The 17,523-nt window shown below is 67.0% G+C and carries 16 protein-coding genes; 11 read left to right on the top strand and 5 right to left on the bottom strand.

The window, feature by feature from the left end; translation table 11 throughout:
* Positions 1 to 340: 340 nt before the first annotated feature.
* From QCE88_RS26115 to QCE88_RS26070, 10 genes are all read left to right on the top strand, one after another.
* The gene (locus tag QCE88_RS26115) at positions 341 to 991 is read left to right on the top strand and encodes a hypothetical protein (RefSeq protein WP_309907767.1); all 651 of its coding nucleotides are present in this window, start codon (positions 341 to 343) and stop codon (positions 989 to 991) included.
* A gap of 20 nt (positions 992 to 1,011) precedes the next feature.
* Positions 1,012 to 2,679, top strand: a complete 1,668-nt coding sequence (locus QCE88_RS26110; protein ID WP_309907764.1) for an AMP-binding protein — start codon at positions 1,012 to 1,014, stop codon at positions 2,677 to 2,679.
* Between the two features lie 20 nt (positions 2,680 to 2,699).
* Positions 2,700 to 3,680 carry an acyl-CoA synthetase gene (locus tag QCE88_RS26105; protein ID WP_309908775.1) on the top strand — a complete coding sequence of 327 codons (981 nt, stop codon included), beginning with the start codon at positions 2,700 to 2,702 and terminating at the stop codon, positions 3,678 to 3,680.
* Positions 3,681 to 3,684: 4 nt separating this feature from the next.
* Entirely contained in the window at positions 3,685 to 4,278 is a 594-nt protein-coding gene (locus tag QCE88_RS26100; protein ID WP_309907762.1) for an outer membrane lipoprotein carrier protein LolA, read from the top strand.
* Between the two features lie 5 nt (positions 4,279 to 4,283).
* Complete coding sequence (locus tag QCE88_RS26095; protein WP_309907759.1) at positions 4,284 to 6,686, top strand: MMPL family transporter; 2,403 nt, start codon at positions 4,284 to 4,286, stop codon at positions 6,684 to 6,686.
* A complete protein-coding gene (locus QCE88_RS26090) occupies positions 6,683 to 7,504 on the top strand; it encodes a polysaccharide deacetylase family protein (RefSeq protein WP_309907757.1) in 822 nt (273 codons plus the stop codon). The genes QCE88_RS26095 and QCE88_RS26090 overlap by 4 nt, the downstream gene beginning before the upstream one ends.
* 588 nt (positions 7,505 to 8,092) lie before the next feature.
* A complete protein-coding gene (locus tag QCE88_RS26085; protein ID WP_309907755.1) occupies positions 8,093 to 8,815 on the top strand; it encodes a class I SAM-dependent methyltransferase in 723 nt (240 codons plus the stop codon).
* 65 nt (positions 8,816 to 8,880) lie between these two features.
* A complete protein-coding gene (locus QCE88_RS26080) occupies positions 8,881 to 10,089 on the top strand; it encodes a beta-ketoacyl-[acyl-carrier-protein] synthase family protein (protein WP_309908774.1) in 1,209 nt (402 codons plus the stop codon).
* Positions 10,086 to 10,892, top strand: coding sequence for a beta-ketoacyl synthase chain length factor (locus QCE88_RS26075; RefSeq protein ID WP_309907753.1), 807 nt, complete (start codon positions 10,086 to 10,088; stop codon positions 10,890 to 10,892). Before QCE88_RS26080 ends, QCE88_RS26075 begins: the two co-directional genes overlap by 4 nt.
* Positions 10,886 to 11,359 carry a hotdog family protein gene (locus QCE88_RS26070; RefSeq protein WP_309907751.1) on the top strand — a complete coding sequence of 158 codons (474 nt, stop codon included), beginning with the start codon at positions 10,886 to 10,888 and terminating at the stop codon, positions 11,357 to 11,359. Before QCE88_RS26075 ends, QCE88_RS26070 begins: the two co-directional genes overlap by 7 nt.
* On the opposite strand, the gene QCE88_RS26065 is transcribed toward QCE88_RS26070, so the two are convergent.
* Both QCE88_RS26065 and QCE88_RS26060 read right to left on the bottom strand, forming a co-directional pair.
* Positions 11,332 to 12,087, bottom strand: coding sequence for a class I SAM-dependent methyltransferase (locus QCE88_RS26065; protein ID WP_309907749.1), 756 nt, complete (start codon positions 12,085 to 12,087; stop codon positions 11,332 to 11,334). The two genes, QCE88_RS26070 and QCE88_RS26065, sit on opposite strands and share 28 nt — an antisense overlap.
* 601 nt (positions 12,088 to 12,688) lie before the next feature.
* The gene (locus QCE88_RS26060) at positions 12,689 to 13,168 is read right to left on the bottom strand and encodes a hypothetical protein (RefSeq protein WP_309907747.1); all 480 of its coding nucleotides are present in this window, start codon (positions 13,166 to 13,168) and stop codon (positions 12,689 to 12,691) included.
* A 189-nt stretch (positions 13,169 to 13,357) separates the two neighbouring features.
* On the opposite strand from QCE88_RS26060, the gene QCE88_RS26055 reads away from it, so the two are divergent.
* Entirely contained in the window at positions 13,358 to 13,642 is a 285-nt protein-coding gene (locus tag QCE88_RS26055) for a hypothetical protein (RefSeq protein ID WP_309907745.1), read from the top strand.
* A gap of 166 nt (positions 13,643 to 13,808) precedes the next feature.
* Here QCE88_RS26055 and QCE88_RS26050 read toward each other — a convergent pair whose 3' ends face one another.
* Genes QCE88_RS26050 through QCE88_RS26040 form a run of 3 tightly spaced genes read right to left on the bottom strand, consistent with a single transcriptional unit; the run spans position 13,809 to position 17,517 of the window.
* Entirely contained in the window at positions 13,809 to 15,203 is a 1,395-nt protein-coding gene (locus QCE88_RS26050) for an MFS transporter (RefSeq protein WP_309907743.1), read from the bottom strand.
* A 24-nt stretch (positions 15,204 to 15,227) separates the two neighbouring features.
* Complete coding sequence (locus QCE88_RS26045) at positions 15,228 to 16,184, bottom strand: D-2-hydroxyacid dehydrogenase (protein ID WP_309908773.1); 957 nt, start codon at positions 16,182 to 16,184, stop codon at positions 15,228 to 15,230.
* 22 nt (positions 16,185 to 16,206) lie between these two features.
* Positions 16,207 to 17,517, bottom strand: a complete 1,311-nt coding sequence (locus QCE88_RS26040; RefSeq protein WP_309907740.1) for an MFS transporter — start codon at positions 17,515 to 17,517, stop codon at positions 16,207 to 16,209.
* Positions 17,518 to 17,523: the final 6 nt, after the last annotated feature.

Genomic DNA, 17,523 nt, shown 5'->3' with positions numbered 1-17,523 from the left:
TTGGGACGCCTAGTAGGAAAGGTAACTGCTCGTGCGGCAGCTCCCTACACGAAATTTCTGAGAAGAATCAGTGATTTCCATGCGGGGCCGGGCGCGGGTGGCCGTAGGGTAGAATCCGGCCCGTCCGACGGTTGTAAGAGCATCGAACAATCGGTTACAGACCGGGCGCGCACCCGCACGAGAAAATAAGCGTCAGGCAGGCGACTGCCGCATTTTTGTTCAACAAACGGGCGTTTTCGACAACGCCGCAGCCGCAATTCATGGTGCGTACTCTTTTTCTTCCGCGAGCCTGCTCGCTGCCGATGGTGCTTGCGATGCCGCCCTCGCCGGAGTCCGGCCGGTGAAGGCCGCCCGCGTCCTGCGCACGGCGGGCGTCGTGGCCGGCATCGTCGCGTACCAGTGCGCCGCGCATTACGCGGTGTCTACGCCGGGCGCGCACGGCATCGGACTGGCGCTCGTTCTTGCACCGCTCGCGCTGATTCTTCTCAACGCCGCCGCGCGTTCCAGGGCGCGCGCCTGGCTGCTGCCGCTCTGGGCGCTGGCCGGCGTGGCGCTGTGGCTCGGACGCGCACCGCTCGTCGATCACTTCGGCTGGGGCCTGTGGATCGAGCACGCGGGCTTCAACCTGGCGCTCGCCTGGACCTTCGGGCGTACGCTCACGGCCGGCCGCGAGCCGCTCTGCACCCAGTTCGCCACGCTGGTCCACGGCCGGATCGAGCCGCGCGTCATGCGCTACACCCGCCATGTCACGCTGGCTTGGACGCTGTTCTTCAGCGCCACCGCGCTGGTTTCCACCGTGCTGTTCGCGTGCGCGTCCATCGTCACGTGGTCGACGTTCGCGAACTATCTCGCGCTGCCGCTCGTCGGACTGATGTTTGTCGTCGAATATGCGTGCAGACGCATCGCGCTGCCGGGCATGAAGCCGTCGAGCATCATGGACGCCGTCCACGCGTATTCCCAGTCCACGCAGATGCGCCGCGGCGCGCCATGATCCCGCCGGGCCCGTTACTCATGCAGACCTTTCCGCTGGTTTTTCACGCATCGCCCGATCAGACGCTCGCCTGGCGCGACGGTACGCCCGTCAGCGTCCGCGCGTTCCTCGCCGACGTGCGCCGCGTGGCCGCCGCGCTGCCCGAGGGCGGGCATGTGTTCAATGTCTGCGCCGACCGCTACCGCTTCACCGTGAGCCTGTGCGCGACGCTGATATCGGGCCGCATCAGCCTGCTGCCGTCCACACACACGCCCGAAATGGTGCGCGCACTGGCGTCGTTCGCGCCGGACGCGTTCTGCCTTCACGACAGCGACGACTGCGCGATCGACCTGCCGCGCATGCGCTATCCGGAAGACGCCGCGCCCGCCGACGACAGCGATGCCGACGTGCCGATGATCGACGGCGCGCGCGTCGCGGCCTATGTGTTCACGTCGGGCTCGACCGGCGCGCCGGTGCCGCATCGCAAGACCTGGGGCTTCCTGGTGAAGAACGTGCGCGCGGCGGCGGCGCGCCTCGGTCTGCTCGACGGCACGCCCGCCACGCTGGTGGGCACGGTGCCGCCGCAGCACATGTACGGTTTCGAATCGACCGTGCTGCTCGCGCTGCTCGGCGGCCTTGCGTTCAGCAACCGCCAGCCGTTCTATCCCGTCGATATCCGCGCCGAACTCGCCGCCGTGCCCGAACCGCGCGTGCTGGTGAGTTCGCCCATTCACCTGCGCGCACTGTTCGCGAATGAAGCGCCGCTGCCGCCCGCCGCACTGGTGTTGTCCGCCACCGCACCGCTTTCCGAGAAACTGGCGCTGGACGCCGAAGCACGGCTCGCCGCGCCGCTGATGGAAATCTACGGCAGCACGGAAACCGGCCAGATCGCGACGCGCCGCACCTCGCGCGGAGCGGCGTGGGAATTGTTCCCCGATGTCACGCTGACGCCGCGCGCCGATGACAACGGCGACACCACCATGTGGGCCTCGGGCGGACACGTCGAGACGCCGGTGCCGATGGGCGACGCGCTCGAACTCATCGACGGCGCGTTTTTCCTGCTGCACGGACGGCGCGCGGACCTGATCAACATCGCGGGCAAGCGCACGTCCCTGGCTTACCTGAATCATCAGCTGAATGCGATCCCGGGCGTCATCGACGGCGTGTTCCACATGCCCGACGACACCCATAGTGACGACGAACCCGTGCGCCGCCTGATGGCCCTCGTGGTCGCGCCGGAGCTCGACGCGGCCGAGTTGCAGCGCGCGCTGCGCGAACGCATCGACGCCGCGTTCATGCCGCGTCCGCTGCTGTTCTTCGATTCGCTGCCGCGCAACGCCACCGGCAAGCTGCCGCGCGACGTGCTGACGCAACTCGTCGCACAGGAACGCGAGCGGCGCGCGGCGCTGTCGTTTTCCGTGCCGCCTGGCCATCCAGCGCTTGCCGGGCACTTTCCGGGGCGTCCGATCGTGCCGGGCGTCGTGCTGCTCGATCACGCGCTCGATGCGCTCGGCAGCGCGCTCGGACAGCGTTTCGACGCCTGCCGGATCGATTCGGCCAAGTTTCTGAGCCCGGTAGCGCCGGGCGAGGCGCTGGACGTCGCGTATGAAACGGCGGCGAGCGGCGCGATCCGCTTCACGATCCGCGCGGGCGCGCGTGCGGTGGCGAGCGGCTCGCTCACCGCACCGTCCGCACCTTCCGCGCCGTGACCGACATGAAGCGCGCCCGCATGAATCGCGACGACTGGGCCGAGCGCCAGGAACGCAGCAACTTTGCGTTGCTGCGCTTCATGACGTGGATATCGCTGCGCTTCGGCCGCCGCGCCGGGCGCGTGCTGCTGCGGCTCATCACCGCCTATTTCGTGCTGTTTTCCCCGGCGGCGCGTCGCGCATCGCGTGGCTATCTGAACCGGGCGCTCGGGCGCCATGCAGGCTGGCGCGACGGTTATCGGCATGTGTTCTCGTTCGCCTCGACGATTCACGACCGCATCTACCTGCTCAACGAACGCTTCGACCTGTTCGACATCCGCACCCACGGCGTCGCGGACGTCGAGGCCGCGCTCGCGGACGGCGGCGGCGCGTTCCTGATGGGCGCGCATCTCGGCAGCTTCGAGGTGGTGCGGGCCATTGGCCGGGCACAGCCGCACATTCGAATCGCCATCACGATGTACGAGGAGAACGCGCGCAAGATCAACGCGATCCTCGCCGCCGTGAATCCCGCCGCGCATCACGACGTAATCGGCCTCGGCAAGGTGGACGCGATGCTCAAGGTGCGCGAGCGGCTCGACGCGGGCAGCCTGGTCGGCATCCTGGCGGACCGCACGCTGCGCGAGGCCGGCGACACGCTCAAGGAACGCGATTTCCTCGGCGCGCCCGCCGCGTTTCCGCTCGGCCCGCTGCACATGGCCGCGGTGCTGAGGCGGCCGGTCGTTTTCATGACGGGGCTGTATCTCGGCGGCAATCGCTACGATATCCACTTCGAAACGCTTGCCGATTTCTCCAAGGTGGAGCGCGGCGAGCGCGCCGCCGCCGTCGATGCCGCGCTCACGCGTTACGTGGCCCTGCTGGAGAAGTACTGCCGGGCGGCGCCGTACAACTGGTTCAACTATTTCGACTTCTGGCAGGCCAATGCGGCGTCCGCGCCGCAGCGCGCGGCCCGCGCGGCCAAGGCGTCCGACGCCTGCGTGCCGGAAGTCGCACGGGATTCCTGAGCTTATGCGAGTTTTGATCGCGGCCCTGACCGCTGCGCTGGTGTGCGGCGCTTCCTCACTCGCCACCGCCGCCGACGCACCCGCTTCCGCATGGACGCTCGACCGCCTGATGAACACGCTCGGCGCGAAGAAGTCGGGCCGCGCACATTTCACGGAGACGCGCTATTTGAAGATCGCGCAGGAGCCGCTCGAATCGTCGGGCGAACTGGTGTTCGTCGCGCCGGATCATCTGGAAAAGCACACGGTCAGTCCGAAGCCTGAGAACCTGGTCGTCGATGGCGACATGCTCACCGTCGATCGCAACGGCCATACCGTCACCATTCCGCTGCGCAATTACCCGGAGCTGGGCGCGTTCATCGAAAGCATTCGCGCGACGCTCGCCGGCAATCGCTTCGCGCTGGAACAGGCGTACCGGGTGTCGGTAACGGGCAAGGGCAACGACTGGACGCTGACACTCGTGCCGATCGATTCGCGCATGCAGAAGAAAGTCAGCGAGATCACGCTGGCCGGAACCGGCGCGGCGCTGGCACGGGTCGAGATCAGGCAGGCCGACGGCGATCATTCGCTGATGCGCCTGCAAGACGCCTCCTCCCACTGACGCCGATGTCCTCGGGCGCGCGCGGCCTCGTCGCGGTGTGGCGGGTGCTGCGCCAGCCCGCCGTGATCCTCTGGCTGTGTTTGCTCGCGGCATGCGCGGGCGTGATTGCGCGCACGCAGTTTTCCGCCGATCTCTCCGCTTTCCTGCCGCGCACGCCGAGCGAACAGCAACGCGTGCTGGTCGAGCAACTGCGCGACGGGCTGGTGTCGCGGCTGATTCTCGTCGGCATCGAGGGCGGCGACGCGGCCGGGCGCGCCGAGGTGTCGCGCAAGCTGGCGGGCACGCTGCGCGAAGACCCGCGTTTCTCCGCGATTCACAACGGCGAGCCGGTCGCGCAAGCGCGCGACGAGCGCTTCGTGTTCGAGCATCGCTATCAATTGAGTCCCGATGTCACGCCCGAGCGTTTCAGCGAGACAGGATTGAAGGATGCGCTGGCGGGCAGCCTCGACCTGCTGGAATCGTCGGCGGGCATGATGGCGAAAGACCTGCTGCCGCACGATCCGACCGGCGAAGTCACCGCGCTCGTGAGTCAGCTCGACAGCAGCGCGCAGCCGCCGCTGCAAGATGGCGCATGGGCCTCGCGCGACGGCCGGCGCGCCGTGCTGCTCGCGCAGACTTCAGCGGCCGGCTCCGACACCGACGCGCAGGCCGCCGCGCTCGGCGCCCTGCGCGACGCTTTCCAAAAGGCTGCGCCGGCGGCGTCGCCGTATCGGCTGCTGCTGACGGGACCGGGCGTGTTCGCCGTCGAAACCCGCGACACCATCATGCGCGAGGTACGCTGGCTGTCGGCGGCGAGCATCGCGTTGATCGTCGTGTTGCTGCTGGCCGTGTACCGCTCGCTGCCTACCCTGCTGCTCGGCCTGATGCCGGTGCTGACAGGCGTCGCGGCCGGGGTCGCCGCCGTGAGCCTCGTGTTCGGCACGGTGCATGGACTGACGCTGGGCTTCGGCACGACGCTGATCGGCGAGGCCGTCGACTATTCCATCTACCTCTTCGTGCAATCGGCCGGCATGCGTTTCGGCGGCCGGCGCGAGTCGCTCAAGGACTGGGTCGCGGGCTTCTGGCCGACCATCCGCCTGGGCGTGCTGACGTCGATCTGCGGCTACGCGTCGATGCTCTTCTCGGGCTTTCCGGGCCTCGTGCAGCTCGGGCTGTATTCGATCGTCGGCCTGGCGACGGCGGGCATCGTCACGCGTTTCGTGCTGCCCTATCTGCTGCCGGCCGGCTTCGCGATCCGCGATGTCTCGCGCCTCGGCAACCTGCTCGCGCGCGGCGCGGCGCGCGCCTCGAAGCTGCGCGGCGCGCTTGCGGTGCTGCTGGTCGCCGCGCTCGCCGTGCTGCTGATGCAGCGCCACGGCCTGTGGAGCCAGGAACTCGCGGCACTGAGTCCGGTGCCGAAGGCCAGCCAGGATCTCGATGCCCGCCTGCGCGCGGATGTCGGTGCGCCGGACGTGCGTTATCTCGTGGTGGTGTCGGCGGCGACGGAGCAGGCAGCGCTCGAACGCGCGGAGATGGTCGCGCGCCGCTTGCAGCCGCTCGTCGATGCACGCGTGATCGCAGGCTTCGAAAGCCCCGCGCGCTACCTGCCGAGCGAGGCCGCGCAGCGCGCGCGCATCGCGAGCCTGCCGCCCGCCGACACGCTGCGCACGCGGCTCGCCGCCGCGTTGCGCGAGCAGACCATCCGCATCAGGCCGGAGGTGTTCGAGCCGTTCATCGCCGATGTCGACACGGCCCGCACCCAGCCGCCATTGCGGCGCGCCGACCTGCAAGGCACGTCGATGGCGCTGGCCGTCGATTCGCTCCTCACCGGACACGACGGCCGCTGGACCGCGATGCTGCCGCTGCGCGCCGCCGCGGAATCGGACCTGCAGGCGCAGCGGATTCGCGCGGCGCTGGCGGAGGCGCACGTGCCGGACGCGCTGTTCGTCGATATGAAAGCCGAGGCCGACCGGCTCTACCAGAACTATGTGCACGAGGACATCCGGCTCTCGCTGGGCGGCTTCGCGGCGATTGTCGTGCTGCTCGTGCTCGCGCTGCGCTCGCCGGTGCGCGCGGCCCGCACGCTGGCGCCGCTGGTGGCGGCGGTGATCGTCGTGATCGCCGGGCTGGCGGCGGCGGGCAAGGCGCTGACGATTTTGCATTTGATCGGCATGCTGCTGATTGTCGCGGTCGGCTCGAACTACGCGTTGTTCTTCAATTACCGGGCACACGGCGACCGCGGCGCCGTTTCGCCGCAGACGCTCGTCTCGCTGTTGATTGCCAATCTGGCGACGGTGCTAGGCTTCGGCCTGCTTGCGCTGTCCCATGTGTCGATGCTCGAAACCTTCGGGCTCACGGTCGGCCCCGGCGCGATTCTCGCGCTGCTGTTCTCGGCGATTCTCGCGCCGCGTCCGGAGTCCCGGCGATGAGTTTTCGGATTGCACCGCCTGGGCAGGCGCGCCGCTGGCGGCCTGCGCCGCTCGTCGGCGGCGCGGCAGCCGTGCATGCGGGCGCGCTGGCGGCGCTGCTGGCCGCGCCCGCAAGCTGGCCTTGGGCGGCGGGCGGCGTCGTGGCCTCGCATCTGGCGCTGACGGCGGCGGGACTCTGGCCGCGCAGCACGCTGCTCGGCCACAACTGGACGACACTGCCGGACACGGCCGGCGCGTGCGTGGCGATCACCATCGACGACGGGCCTTCTCCTGACGTCACGCCGCGCGTGCTCGACCTGCTCGACCGGCATCACGCCCGCGCGACCTTCTTCTGCATCGGCGAACGGGCGCGCGAACATCCGGGCATCGTGCGGGAGATCGTCGCGCGCGGGCATGCGGTGGAGAACCACAGCCAGCGGCATCGGCATGATTTTTCGCTGCTGGGGCCGCGCGCGATGCGAAGCGAGATCGAAGCCGCGCAGGACACGCTGGGCGAGATCGCAGGCACGCGGCCGCTGTTTTTCCGCGCCCCGGCCGGCTTGCGCAATCCGTTCCTGGAGCCGGTGCTGTGCCGCCTCGGCCTGCATCTCGCCAGCTGGACGCGGCGCGGCTTCGACACCCGCACCGGCGACGCGGCGCTCGTCGCGCGCCGGCTGCTGGACGGTTTCGCACCGCGCGACATCCTGCTGCTGCACGATGGCCACGCGGCCCGCGATGCGTCCGGCGCACCGGTCATCCTCGCCACGCTCGATACCGTGCTCCGCGCCGCCGCCGGGCGCGGCTTGGCGACCGTCACCTTGCGCGAGGCGATTGGGTAGATCGCACGGGCTCATTGGTCATGCACGCCGCCATCGTGCGCGGCATCGCGACGGTCATCTTGCGCGAGGCGATCGCGTAGATCGCACGGGCCCATTGGTCATGCACGCCGCCATCGCGCGCGGCCTCGCGACGGTCACCTTGTGCGAGGCGATCGCGTAGATCGCACGAGCCCATCGGTCATGCACGCCATCGCGCGCGGCCTCGCGACGGTCACCTTGTGCGAGGCGATCGCGTAGATCGCACGAGCCCATCGGTCATGCACGCCGCCATCCCACGCGGCATCGCGACCGTCACCTTGCGCGACGCGATTGCATAGACCGCACGGGCCCATCGGTCATGCACGCCGCCATCGCACGCGCATCGCGACCGTCACCTTGCGCGCCGCGATTGCATAGACCGCACGGGCCTATCGGTCATGCACGCCGCCGCCACGCGCGGCCTCGTGACCGTCACCTTGCGCGAGGCGATCGCGTAGATCGCACGGGCCCATCGGTCATGCACGCCGCCATCGCACGCGGCCTCGCGACCGTCACCTTGCGCGAGGCGATCGCGTAGACTGCACGGGCCCATCGTTCATCGAGTCCCGCATGGTCCCGGCCGAGCTCATCGAGACAGCCCGTCGTCCCTTTCGCGCCGCAGGGCGCTTCGCGTGGCATTTCGCGGCCGCCAAGCTGCGGCACGATCCGTTCTTCGGCCACCTGCTCGCGCACAGCCTGATTCCGGACGGCGCGCGCATTCTCGATCTCGGCAGCGGCCAGGGTCTGCTGGCCGCGTGGCTGATGGCCGCGCATGCATGGCATCGCGATGGCGCTCCCGGTACATGGCCCAGACATTGGCCCGCGCCGCCGCTGTTGGGCTCGCTGCATGGCATCGAGCTGACGCCGCGCGATATCGAACGTGCGCGCATCGGCTTGCGGGCGCATCAGACGCGCGTGCAGTTCGTCTGCGACGACATCCGCGCCGCGCCGTTTCCGCCAGCGGACGTGATCGTCGCGTGCGACGTGCTGCATTACGTCGATGCCGACGCCCAGGAATCGATCCTGCGCCGCATCCGCGCAAGTCTCGCGGCGGACGGCGTGCTGCTGCTGCGCGTCAGCGACGCGGCCGCCGGCTGGCGGGCGGGCCTCGATCGCGCCGTCGATTTCGGCATGCAGATTGCGCGCTCCGGCCGCGCGAACGGCCTCACCTGCCGCAGCGAGGCGCAATGGCTGGCCCTGCTCGATGCGCTGGGTTTTCACGTGACGACGCGTCCGATGGGCGACGGCGCGCACGAGGCGAATCGCCTGATGATCGCCCGCCTCCAACGCTGAGCGCCGCCCGGCTCACGACGGGGCGTTTGTTACAATTCATCGAATTCTGAATGCCCGAGCTCGTAGTGAACCCTTTTCTGCTGACGCACTTCACCGCCACGAGTTGCGCGGGACGCGGCCTCGAGGCGACGCGCGCCGCGCTCGTCGAGGGACGCGGCGGACTCGCCCCATGTGACTTCGACGGGGCCGATCTCAATACGTACACCGGCCGTGTCGCCGGCATCGAGGACGAACCCGTCCGCGCTGATCTGTCCGTATTCGACTGCCGCAACAACCGGCTCGCGCAAATCGCGCTGACGCAGGACGCCTTCGATGCGCGCGTGCGGGAAGCCATCGCGCGGGTGGGCACGGCGCGCGTCGGCGTGTTCATGGGCACGAGCACGGCGGGCATCCTCGAAACCGAACTCGCCTATCAGCGCCGCGACCCGCTCACCGGCGCGCTGCCCGCCGACTTCAACTACGCGGCCACCCACAATCCGTTCTCTCTCGCCGCCTTCGTGCGCGCGTATTTCGGCGTGCGCGGGCCGGCGGTGTCGGTATCGTCGGCGTGCTCGTCGGGAGCGAAGGTGTTCGGGTCGGCGCGGCGCATGCTCGATACCGGCCTCATCGACGTGGCCGTGGTGGGCGGCGTCGATACGCTGTGTCTCACCACGCTCTATGGCTTCAACTCGCTCGAACTGCTTGCGCCGGGACCGTGCAGGCCGTTCGATCTGCATCGCAACGGCATCAACATCGGCGAAGCGGCGGCCTTCGGGCTGCTGGAACGCGATACCCCCGAGGCCGGCGCTCAAGCGATCCGCTTCCTGGGCATCGGGGAAACGAGCGATGCGCATCATATGTCCTCGCCGCATCCGGAGGGTCTCGGCGCGCGCATGGCGATGGAACAGGCGCTGGCGAGCGCCGGGCTCGATGCGCGCGACATCGGTTATGTGAACCTGCACGGCACCGCGACGCCGAGCAACGACGCCGCCGAAAGCCTCGCGATGAACAGCGTGTTCGACCGCGTGCCGTGCAGTTCCACCAAGGGCGCGACGGGGCATACGCTCGGCGCGGCGGGCGCGCTCGAAGCCGTCATTGCGGCGCTGGCGCTTCGGCATCAGATGATCCCGGCGGGCGCGAACACGACCGAACCGGACCCGGCGCTCGGTCTCGATTACGTGACGGCGACGCGCCACGCGCCGCTGGGCGCGGTGCTGTCCAACTCGTTCGGTTTTGGCGGCACCAATTGCAGCCTGGTGTTTGGAGTGGGCGCGCGAGAAGGGGGATCGGCATGATTCCGCTGCGCGCGTATATCGAAGGGATCGGGGTGATCGGGCCGGGGCTCGCGGACTGGCCGCAGGCCGCGGAGGTGCTGACGCATCGCGCCGCCCTGCACGCCGCCCGGACTGCGCTGCCCGCGCCAGCCGGGCTGCCGTCCGCCGAACGTCGGAGAACGGGGCCGGTGGTGCGCGCAGCGCTCGCCGCCGCGCATGAAGCGGTGGCGCAGAGCGGCCGCGACGCCGCGACGCTCGCGGCCGTGTTCGCGGCATCCGGCGGCGATGGCGGCAATTTTCACGCGATCTGCGAAACCCTCGCGAGCGACGAGCCGCAACTCTCGCCGACCCGCTTCCACAATTCGGTACACAACGCGCCGGCCGGCTACTGGAGCATCGCGACGCGCGCGATGGCGGCGTCGAACGTGCTGTGCGCGTACGACGGCAGCTTCGCGGCGGGGCTGCTGGAGGGCCTCGCGCAAGTGAGCGTCGATGGCGTGGCGACCCTGCTCGTCGCCTACGACACGGATTACCCGGAACCGTTGCGCAGCGTGCGGCCGATCGACGATGCCTTCGGCGTTGCGCTCGTGCTCGCGCCGCAGCGGAGCGAGCGCTCGCTGGCGTGCATCGAGGCGCGGCTGTGCGCGGCGCCCGGGTCCGTGTCCGCGCTCGCCGATGTCGCGCTGGAAGCGCTGCGCACGTCGAATCCGGCGGCGCGGGCGTTGCCTTTGCTCGAAGCGATCGCCGCCTCGCGGACCGCGAGCGTGGTGCTCGACTATCTCGACGACACGCCGCTTGCCGTGGCGGTCGAATCGATATGTTGACTGCTGCTCAAACCTTGAACCGCGACGATATTGCGGCGCGCATTCCGCACGACGGCGCGATGTGCTTGCTGGAGTCCGTCGTGGCATGGGATGCGGAGCGCATCCGCTGCACGGCGACGAGCCACCTTGCCACCGATAACCCGTTGCGCTTCAAGGACCGGCTCGCGTCGGTGTGCGGCATCGAATACGCGGCGCAGGCCATGGCGACGCACGGTGCGCTGGTCGGGACGGAGCACGGGCAGCGTCCGCGCGCCGGGCTGCTGACGAGCGTGCGCGGCGTGGAGATGTTCGTCGATCGGCTCGACGCGCTGGACGCGCCGCTCGATATCGAGGCTGAGCGTATCGGTGGGGATGAGAACACCGTGCTGTATCGCTTCAGCGTGCAATGCGCCGGGCGGCCGCTGTTGAGCGGCCGCGCTGCTGTGATTCTCGATGCGGGTCAGGTCGCTGGCTTTACTGCGCAATAGGCTGAGAAGATGCCGAGTTCCACCTCGCGGCGCACGTCGATAAAACCCGCGCCGCGGATCGCTGCCAGTACGGTCGCAGGCGGCACACAGGCTTCGATGCTGTCCCAGTAGTAGCGCATCAGCTCGACGCTCTCCCCCTTCTTCCCCACGACTCGCGCGATCAGCGGCACCACGCCGCGCATGTAGAACTTCAGCGCCGCGAGGCCCAGGCCATGTTCGGGGCGCGTGATTTCAAGCACGCACAGGCGGCCGCCCGGCGCGAGCACGCGCGCGTATTCATCGAACACACAGGAAAGGTCGCTGACGTGACGCAGCGCGAAGCCCATGCTCAGGAAGTCATACGAGGCGTCATCGCACGGCAACTGTTCGGCACTGCCGATGCGCGTCTCCACGCCAACCGGCAACTGCGCGTGGCCGACCATGCCCGGACTGGGATCGACGCCGGTGACGAGCGCTGCGTCGCCGGTGATCGCGACGGCCTCCTTTGTGACGAGACCCGTTCCCATGCCGACATCGAGCACACGCATGCCGCGCCTGAGGCCCGCCGAGCGCAACGCACGGTTGCGATACCACGGGCCGGAACCCAAAGCCATCGCGCGTTCAATCGCGTCGTAGTCGCTCGCGGTGCGGTCGAACATGCCGCGCAGCCAGGTGCGGCGATTGGATTCGTCGGGGTAGTAGGCCGTAAGGGGTTCGTGCGGGACTTCGGGGCGGGAGGGTTCACGCATGGTGGTCGGGGCCCGGCATGGCCTTCGTTGCGATGGCCGGCGCGCACGTTTGATGATCACGCAGTTGCAGCGACTGAGTCATGAGAATCATGAAGAGAGATCCGCTGTAAGGGTCGACAAGGGAGTATCGCGGTTGAGCGGGGTGGCGTAAATGGGGGTTTGGACTTTGGTCCGACACGTCGCGTTGCGGTTCTTGCCTGAGCTTTCCAGCCGGGCACGCCTTGAGGCACGGGGCAGCGTGCGCGCGTGAATTCGAGATGGGCCGAGCGTGATTGGCGTTGGATTGGCGACGGCATACAGAAACACAATGCTGACCGCCTGCCAATGACGCTCCACAGCTCAATGAGACCGCGACGATGCCCGGTCAGGGCCCGCCGCGTTCGGTCAGCAGGTTTGCGATGGTCGAGCCGTCCGCCAACATGATGGCATTCAGTCCGAGGCCATTGCGTCATCAATCGAGCGCACGGGACCGTGAATTGAGCCAACCGGCTTTGCACCGAGGCAGCGTGTGAGGATCGCCCTTGAACAGGGGCAGCTGGTATTGCCGCTGAGCGAACAAATGAAAGGCCATTTCAGCGCCCCCTTTTCATCGAAACGTCATCTATTCGACAACATCGATATCGGGATTAAGTTTCTCATAAATGGCTACAGCTTCCGCTCCGACATTCGAAATAGCATAAATGCTACATGGTTCGAATTTTTCGCATACCTTCTTTTCTTCGTTAATGTAGCGCATTCTCAGATCATCGAAAAAACAGTGATCGTCAAAGACATCCATTCCCTCCTGGGAGCAGGCCACATTCTCAAATCCGCCGTTCGCTCTCCAATCCAGCTTGGTCACGAGCGCGGGAGGAACAAGCAGGTTATTTTTATTCCTCTCGAATTTCGCGTTTTTCTTTGTACCGAACTCATTGTAAATATAGATCAACAAGAGATCTTCCTTCCCATATCTGAAGTCATCCTTTACAACGAGTCCGGGAATGAAGCCGACTCCTCTCAAGTGCATGACAAAGCAATCCCCCTGCTTCGGATCGGACTTTGCGCCGCCCTCCAATAAATCAATAATGTCCTTAACTCGCATCCTGACTTACTCCAAAAGATGTTCCCACCCGTTCTCCCTGAGCCAGCTCCGCCCCCATGAAACTGCATCGTCATAAAATGCTCGACCGGGATCGATACTATTGTCAATACGCGAGATCAATTGAACAGGCCATAATCGACGCCAAGCGGGACGTGTTCAAAAACATGCTGTAAGTTCGCTGCGGTGTCGGTGGAGAATACCAACGCGGCCAAGCGCCTGCTGCGCCACATGCTGAACATTGCTGTTCGCGCGCAGTGCCGGATCGATCCACAGGCCACAATCAAGCGCACGAAAGTTCGCTGGCCCATAGAAAAGACACGCGCGCAGCCTACTGCGAAAGCGCAACCAATCTTCATGCACCGCCATCAGGCGACGTTCTACCGGATGGGTGAGGTGCCATGTCTGCATCGTTTGCTCGAAGCCTCGTTGATCGAAGCTATCGAGCCTGCTGCATCCGGCACTGCAACGGAATGATTAAATTCCGAATTGTTAAGTCAGTGAAGAGAAGCAGAAGCACCGCACTCAGGCAAGCCACGAAAGAATCGCATTCATGCTCCTGGCGTCCATGCCATGCCGCGTACCGTGAGTGACGGAGCCTTCGGACTGTCCGCTTCGCTTGCGTTCTGCCGACGCAAGCACCTCACCTGCCCCGTTCAAACGCCCCCATCCCTTCCTCATGCTCCCGCGCCGCCGCCGCCGTCCCCACCGAAATATCCTCTAGCGAACGGTTCTTCGTCTCCGGCCCGAACATCCCCACGATCAACGCCTGCGCCATCAGCGTCCCGACGATCAGCGTCAGCACGCCCGCGATGCCGGTACCCGCATACGCCGCCGCCACGGCATACGGCAGCGCGATGCTGACCGCGCGCCCGATGGTATTCGCGAGCCCCGTGCCGCGCAGCCGCAATGCAGTGGGAAACAGCTCCGGCACATAACTGGCGATCGTGAACGACGACAGCACATAGAGACACGCGGTGATCGCGAACCCGAGCACGGCGATCACGACTTCGGATTGCGCGAATGGATAACCCACCCCGAGCGCCGCGCAGATCAGCGAGAACGCGACGATGCCCCACTTGCGCCCGATGCGCTCGGTCAACAGGAACGCGATGAGCGATCCAACCGGTCCGCCCGCGAACATGATGGCCGTCAGCCCGAGCGAACTGGAGATCGTATGACCTTCCTTGACAAGAAACGTCGGGATCCAGCTGACGAACGCGAACTGCGCGACGAACTGCACCACGAGCACAGTGATTGCACTGATGGTCCGCGCCCGCATGCCCGGCGCGAACAAATCGCGCAGGCGGCTGCTCGCCTCAGGCACGCTCTCACGCGCAACCGGAGGCGACACAGCAGCCGTCACCCCGCAAGCCGCCTCGATAGACTCGACCACAGCCAGCGCCTCGCGCTCGCGCCCTTTCGACGCCAGCCAGCGCGGCGATTCCGGCATGCGCTTGCGCAGGAACCATGCGACCAGCGCGCCCACGCCGGCAATCGCGAACATCCAGCGCCAGCCGTAATGCGGCACGATCATCCAGCCGAGCAGCGTCGAAAGAAACAGCGACGAGTTGATGATGAGATTGACGATCGTGCCAAAGCGGCCGCGCCACGCAGGCGGAATGAACTCGCTCAGTGTGCCGTAGCCGACCACGATCTCCGCGCCCATCCCGATGCCCATGACAAGCCGGAAGAAAATGAGCCAGGTCATCGAGGGCGCGAGCGCCGCCGCAATGGAAGCAAGACCGTAGATCAGCAGATTGAACTGATAGCAGAAGCGTCGTCCGTAGCGGTCGCCCATCACGCCCGACAGCCACGCGCCCACCATCATGCCGATGAAGGTCACCGACACAAAAGTCGCGTTGAGTTGCAGCGTGGACTCGCCGCTCTTGATCATCGCGGCGAGCACGGTGCCGGCAATGTAGATGTCGAACGAATCGAAGTACATGCCCGCCGCAATCAACGCGAGCAACTTCCAGTGATAGCGGGACAGCGGCACGCTGTCGAGGCGTGCGCCGATACGGGTGTCAGCCTGCATGTCGGTCTCCGGAAACGGTGTCTGTCAGACGATGACGAGGTTGCGCGGCGCACCGCGCGCGAACGCTTCGAGGTTGTCGGTCAACTGATCGGCCAGCGCCTGCACGGCCTCCTCGCTGGCCCACGCGACGTGCGGCGTCAGGATGAAGTTCGGCAGGTCGAGCAAGGCGCGGAACGGGTGTTCGGCGGCGAGCGGCTCGGACGTCGCGACGTCGAAGCCCGCGCCGGCAATCCGCCCTTCCCGCAGCGCCGGCCCCAGCGCATGCTCGTTGACAAGCCCGCCGCGCGCCGTGTTGATGAGCAGCGGGCGGCGCTCCATCGCGGTGAACTCCGGCGTGTCGATCAGGTTGCGCGTCGCGGGCGTGAGCGGGCAATGCAGCGTGATGACATCGCTCGTGCGCAGCACCGTGTCGAACGGCGTGTACAGCGAACCCATGCCTTCGCGGCCCTTGTGCGCCGCCATCAGCACGCGCATGCCGAGCGCCTGTCCCAGTGCGGCCACCGCGCGTCCGAGCGCGCCATCGCCGATGACGCCGAGCGTCGAGCCGGCGAGGTCGCGGATCGGGTGATCGAAGAAACAGAACTGGCCGCTCTCTTCCCAGCGGCCCGCGCGCACCGACTCGCGATACGCGATCAGACTGCGCCGCAACGCGAAAATCAGCGCGAAGGTATGTTCGGGCACCGTGTGCCGCGCATAGTCGCGAATGTTCGAGACAGCGATGCCGCGCGCCTTGCACGCCTCCAGGTCGATGACGTTCGTGCCGGTCGCCGCCACCGCCACCAGCTTCACGCGCGGCGCGTGGTCGAGCGCGGCCGCGCTGATCGGCGCCTTGTTCGTGATGACGATGTCGGCATCGCGAATGCGTTCGGCGACTTCATGCGCGGCAGTCGCCGGATACTCGCGCCACACGTGCGCGAAATCCGGACGGCGCAAGCGGGTCTGCGGAGCGAGGGTGGCGCGGTCGAGAAAGACGATGTTCATCGATGTCATTGAGGTTCGTGGATCAGGGACGCTCGGTGGCGGCGAGTTCGTTCGCGTCGTTTCCGGTGCGGCCATGCCGGCCGCGCATGGCCCACGCCAGCGCCGCAAGCGCAAAGCAGCCGTACAGCGCGATCAGCTGGATGCCGGCGTCGAAATGACCGGTGGCGTCCTTCACGACGCCGATCGCATAGGGCGCGGTGAAGCCCGCGAGATTGCCGAACGAATTGATCGCGCCGAAGCCGATGGCCGCGACCGCAGGTCCGAGCAGCAATGGCAAGGTGGACCAGAAGATCGCCACCGCCGAGAAGGTGCCGAACGCCGCGAGACAGAGACAAGCGAGCTTGAGGACCGGCGCGGCCGCGAGCGTGGAGCCGCCGAGTCCGATGACGGCGAGCGCCATCGGCAGCAGCACATGGAAGCGGCGTTCGTCGTGACGGTCGGAGCGCCTGCCCCACCACATCATGCCGAACCCGGCGATGAAGAACGGGATGGCCGCGACCACGCCGACCATCGACAGGCTCAGATGAAACTCGCGCACGATCTGTGGCAGGAAGAAGCTCAGTCCGAAGATCGACAGGTTGATGCCAAAATACGCCAGCGCCAGCGCGACGATCACCGGGTTGCGCACTGCGCTCCAGCCGCCGTGTGGCGCGGCGGGCACGCGGGCGCGTTCGGCGGCGATGGTGTTCGCAAGCCATGCGCGCTCGTCCGCCGCAAGCCACTGCGCCTGCGCGGGCGTATCGCGCAACACGGCGAGCACGGCGAACGCGAGCAATACGGCCGGCAAACCTTCCGCGATGAACATCAGCTGCCAGCCATGCAGGCCGAACACGCCGTCGAGTCCGAGCAACCAGCCCGACAACAGCGAACCGAACACGTTGGCGAACGGCATCGCGGCCATGAAGACGCTCACGACGCGCGCGCGCCACGCGCCCGGAATCCAGTACGTGAAGTACAGCATGATGCCGGGAAAGAACCCCGCCTCGGCGATGCCGAGCAGCACGCGCAACGTAAAGAAGCTCGCCGGTCCCTGCACGAAGGCCATGCAGGCGGACAGCACGCCCCAGGTCAGCATGATCCGCGCAATCCAGCGGCGCGCGCCGACCCTTTCGAGAATCAGGTTCGACGGCACCTCGAAAATCACATAGCCGATGAAGAACAGGCCCGCGCCGATGCCGAAGGTCGTCGCCGAGAAACCGAGCGCGCGATTCATCGTGAGTGCAGCGAAGCCGATGTTCACGCGGTCGAGAAACGACACGACAAAGCACACAATCAACAGCGGCACATAGCGCCGCAGCACCCGGCGCATGGTGCGGACTTCGAGTTCATCCATGCAGGT

This window comes from Caballeronia sp. LZ035 (assembly GCF_031451175.1).
Taxonomy (GTDB): domain Bacteria; phylum Pseudomonadota; class Gammaproteobacteria; order Burkholderiales; family Burkholderiaceae; genus Caballeronia.
The sequence above is the reverse complement of the archived record's forward strand: the minus strand, read 5'-3'. Positions and strand labels throughout refer to the sequence as shown.

What these genes read in the sequence shown, in the direction of transcription:
- QCE88_RS26110 (WP_309907764.1), top strand. Translation starts at nt 1,012, where the DNA reads ATGCAGACCTTTCCGCTGGTTTTTCACGCATCGCCCGATCAGACGCTC.
- QCE88_RS26105 (WP_309908775.1), top strand. Translation starts at nt 2,700, where the DNA reads ATGAATCGCGACGACTGGGCCGAGCGCCAGGAACGCAGCAACTTTGCG.
- QCE88_RS26100 (WP_309907762.1), top strand. Translation starts at nt 3,685, where the DNA reads ATGCGAGTTTTGATCGCGGCCCTGACCGCTGCGCTGGTGTGCGGCGCT.
- QCE88_RS26095 (WP_309907759.1), top strand. Translation starts at nt 4,284, where the DNA reads ATGTCCTCGGGCGCGCGCGGCCTCGTCGCGGTGTGGCGGGTGCTGCGC.
- QCE88_RS26090 (WP_309907757.1), top strand. Translation starts at nt 6,683, where the DNA reads ATGAGTTTTCGGATTGCACCGCCTGGGCAGGCGCGCCGCTGGCGGCCT.
- QCE88_RS26085 (WP_309907755.1), top strand. Translation starts at nt 8,093, where the DNA reads ATGGTCCCGGCCGAGCTCATCGAGACAGCCCGTCGTCCCTTTCGCGCC.
- QCE88_RS26075 (WP_309907753.1), top strand. Translation starts at nt 10,086, where the DNA reads ATGATTCCGCTGCGCGCGTATATCGAAGGGATCGGGGTGATCGGGCCG.
- QCE88_RS26070 (WP_309907751.1), top strand. Translation starts at nt 10,886, where the DNA reads ATGTTGACTGCTGCTCAAACCTTGAACCGCGACGATATTGCGGCGCGC.
- QCE88_RS26065 (WP_309907749.1), bottom strand. Translation starts at nt 12,087, where the DNA reads ATGCGTGAACCCTCCCGCCCCGAAGTCCCGCACGAACCCCTTACGGCC.
- QCE88_RS26060 (WP_309907747.1), bottom strand. Translation starts at nt 13,168, where the DNA reads ATGCGAGTTAAGGACATTATTGATTTATTGGAGGGCGGCGCAAAGTCC.
- QCE88_RS26050 (WP_309907743.1), bottom strand. Translation starts at nt 15,203, where the DNA reads ATGCAGGCTGACACCCGTATCGGCGCACGCCTCGACAGCGTGCCGCTG.
- QCE88_RS26045 (WP_309908773.1), bottom strand. Translation starts at nt 16,184, where the DNA reads ATGAACATCGTCTTTCTCGACCGCGCCACCCTCGCTCCGCAGACCCGC.
- QCE88_RS26040 (WP_309907740.1), bottom strand. Translation starts at nt 17,517, where the DNA reads ATGGATGAACTCGAAGTCCGCACCATGCGCCGGGTGCTGCGGCGCTAT.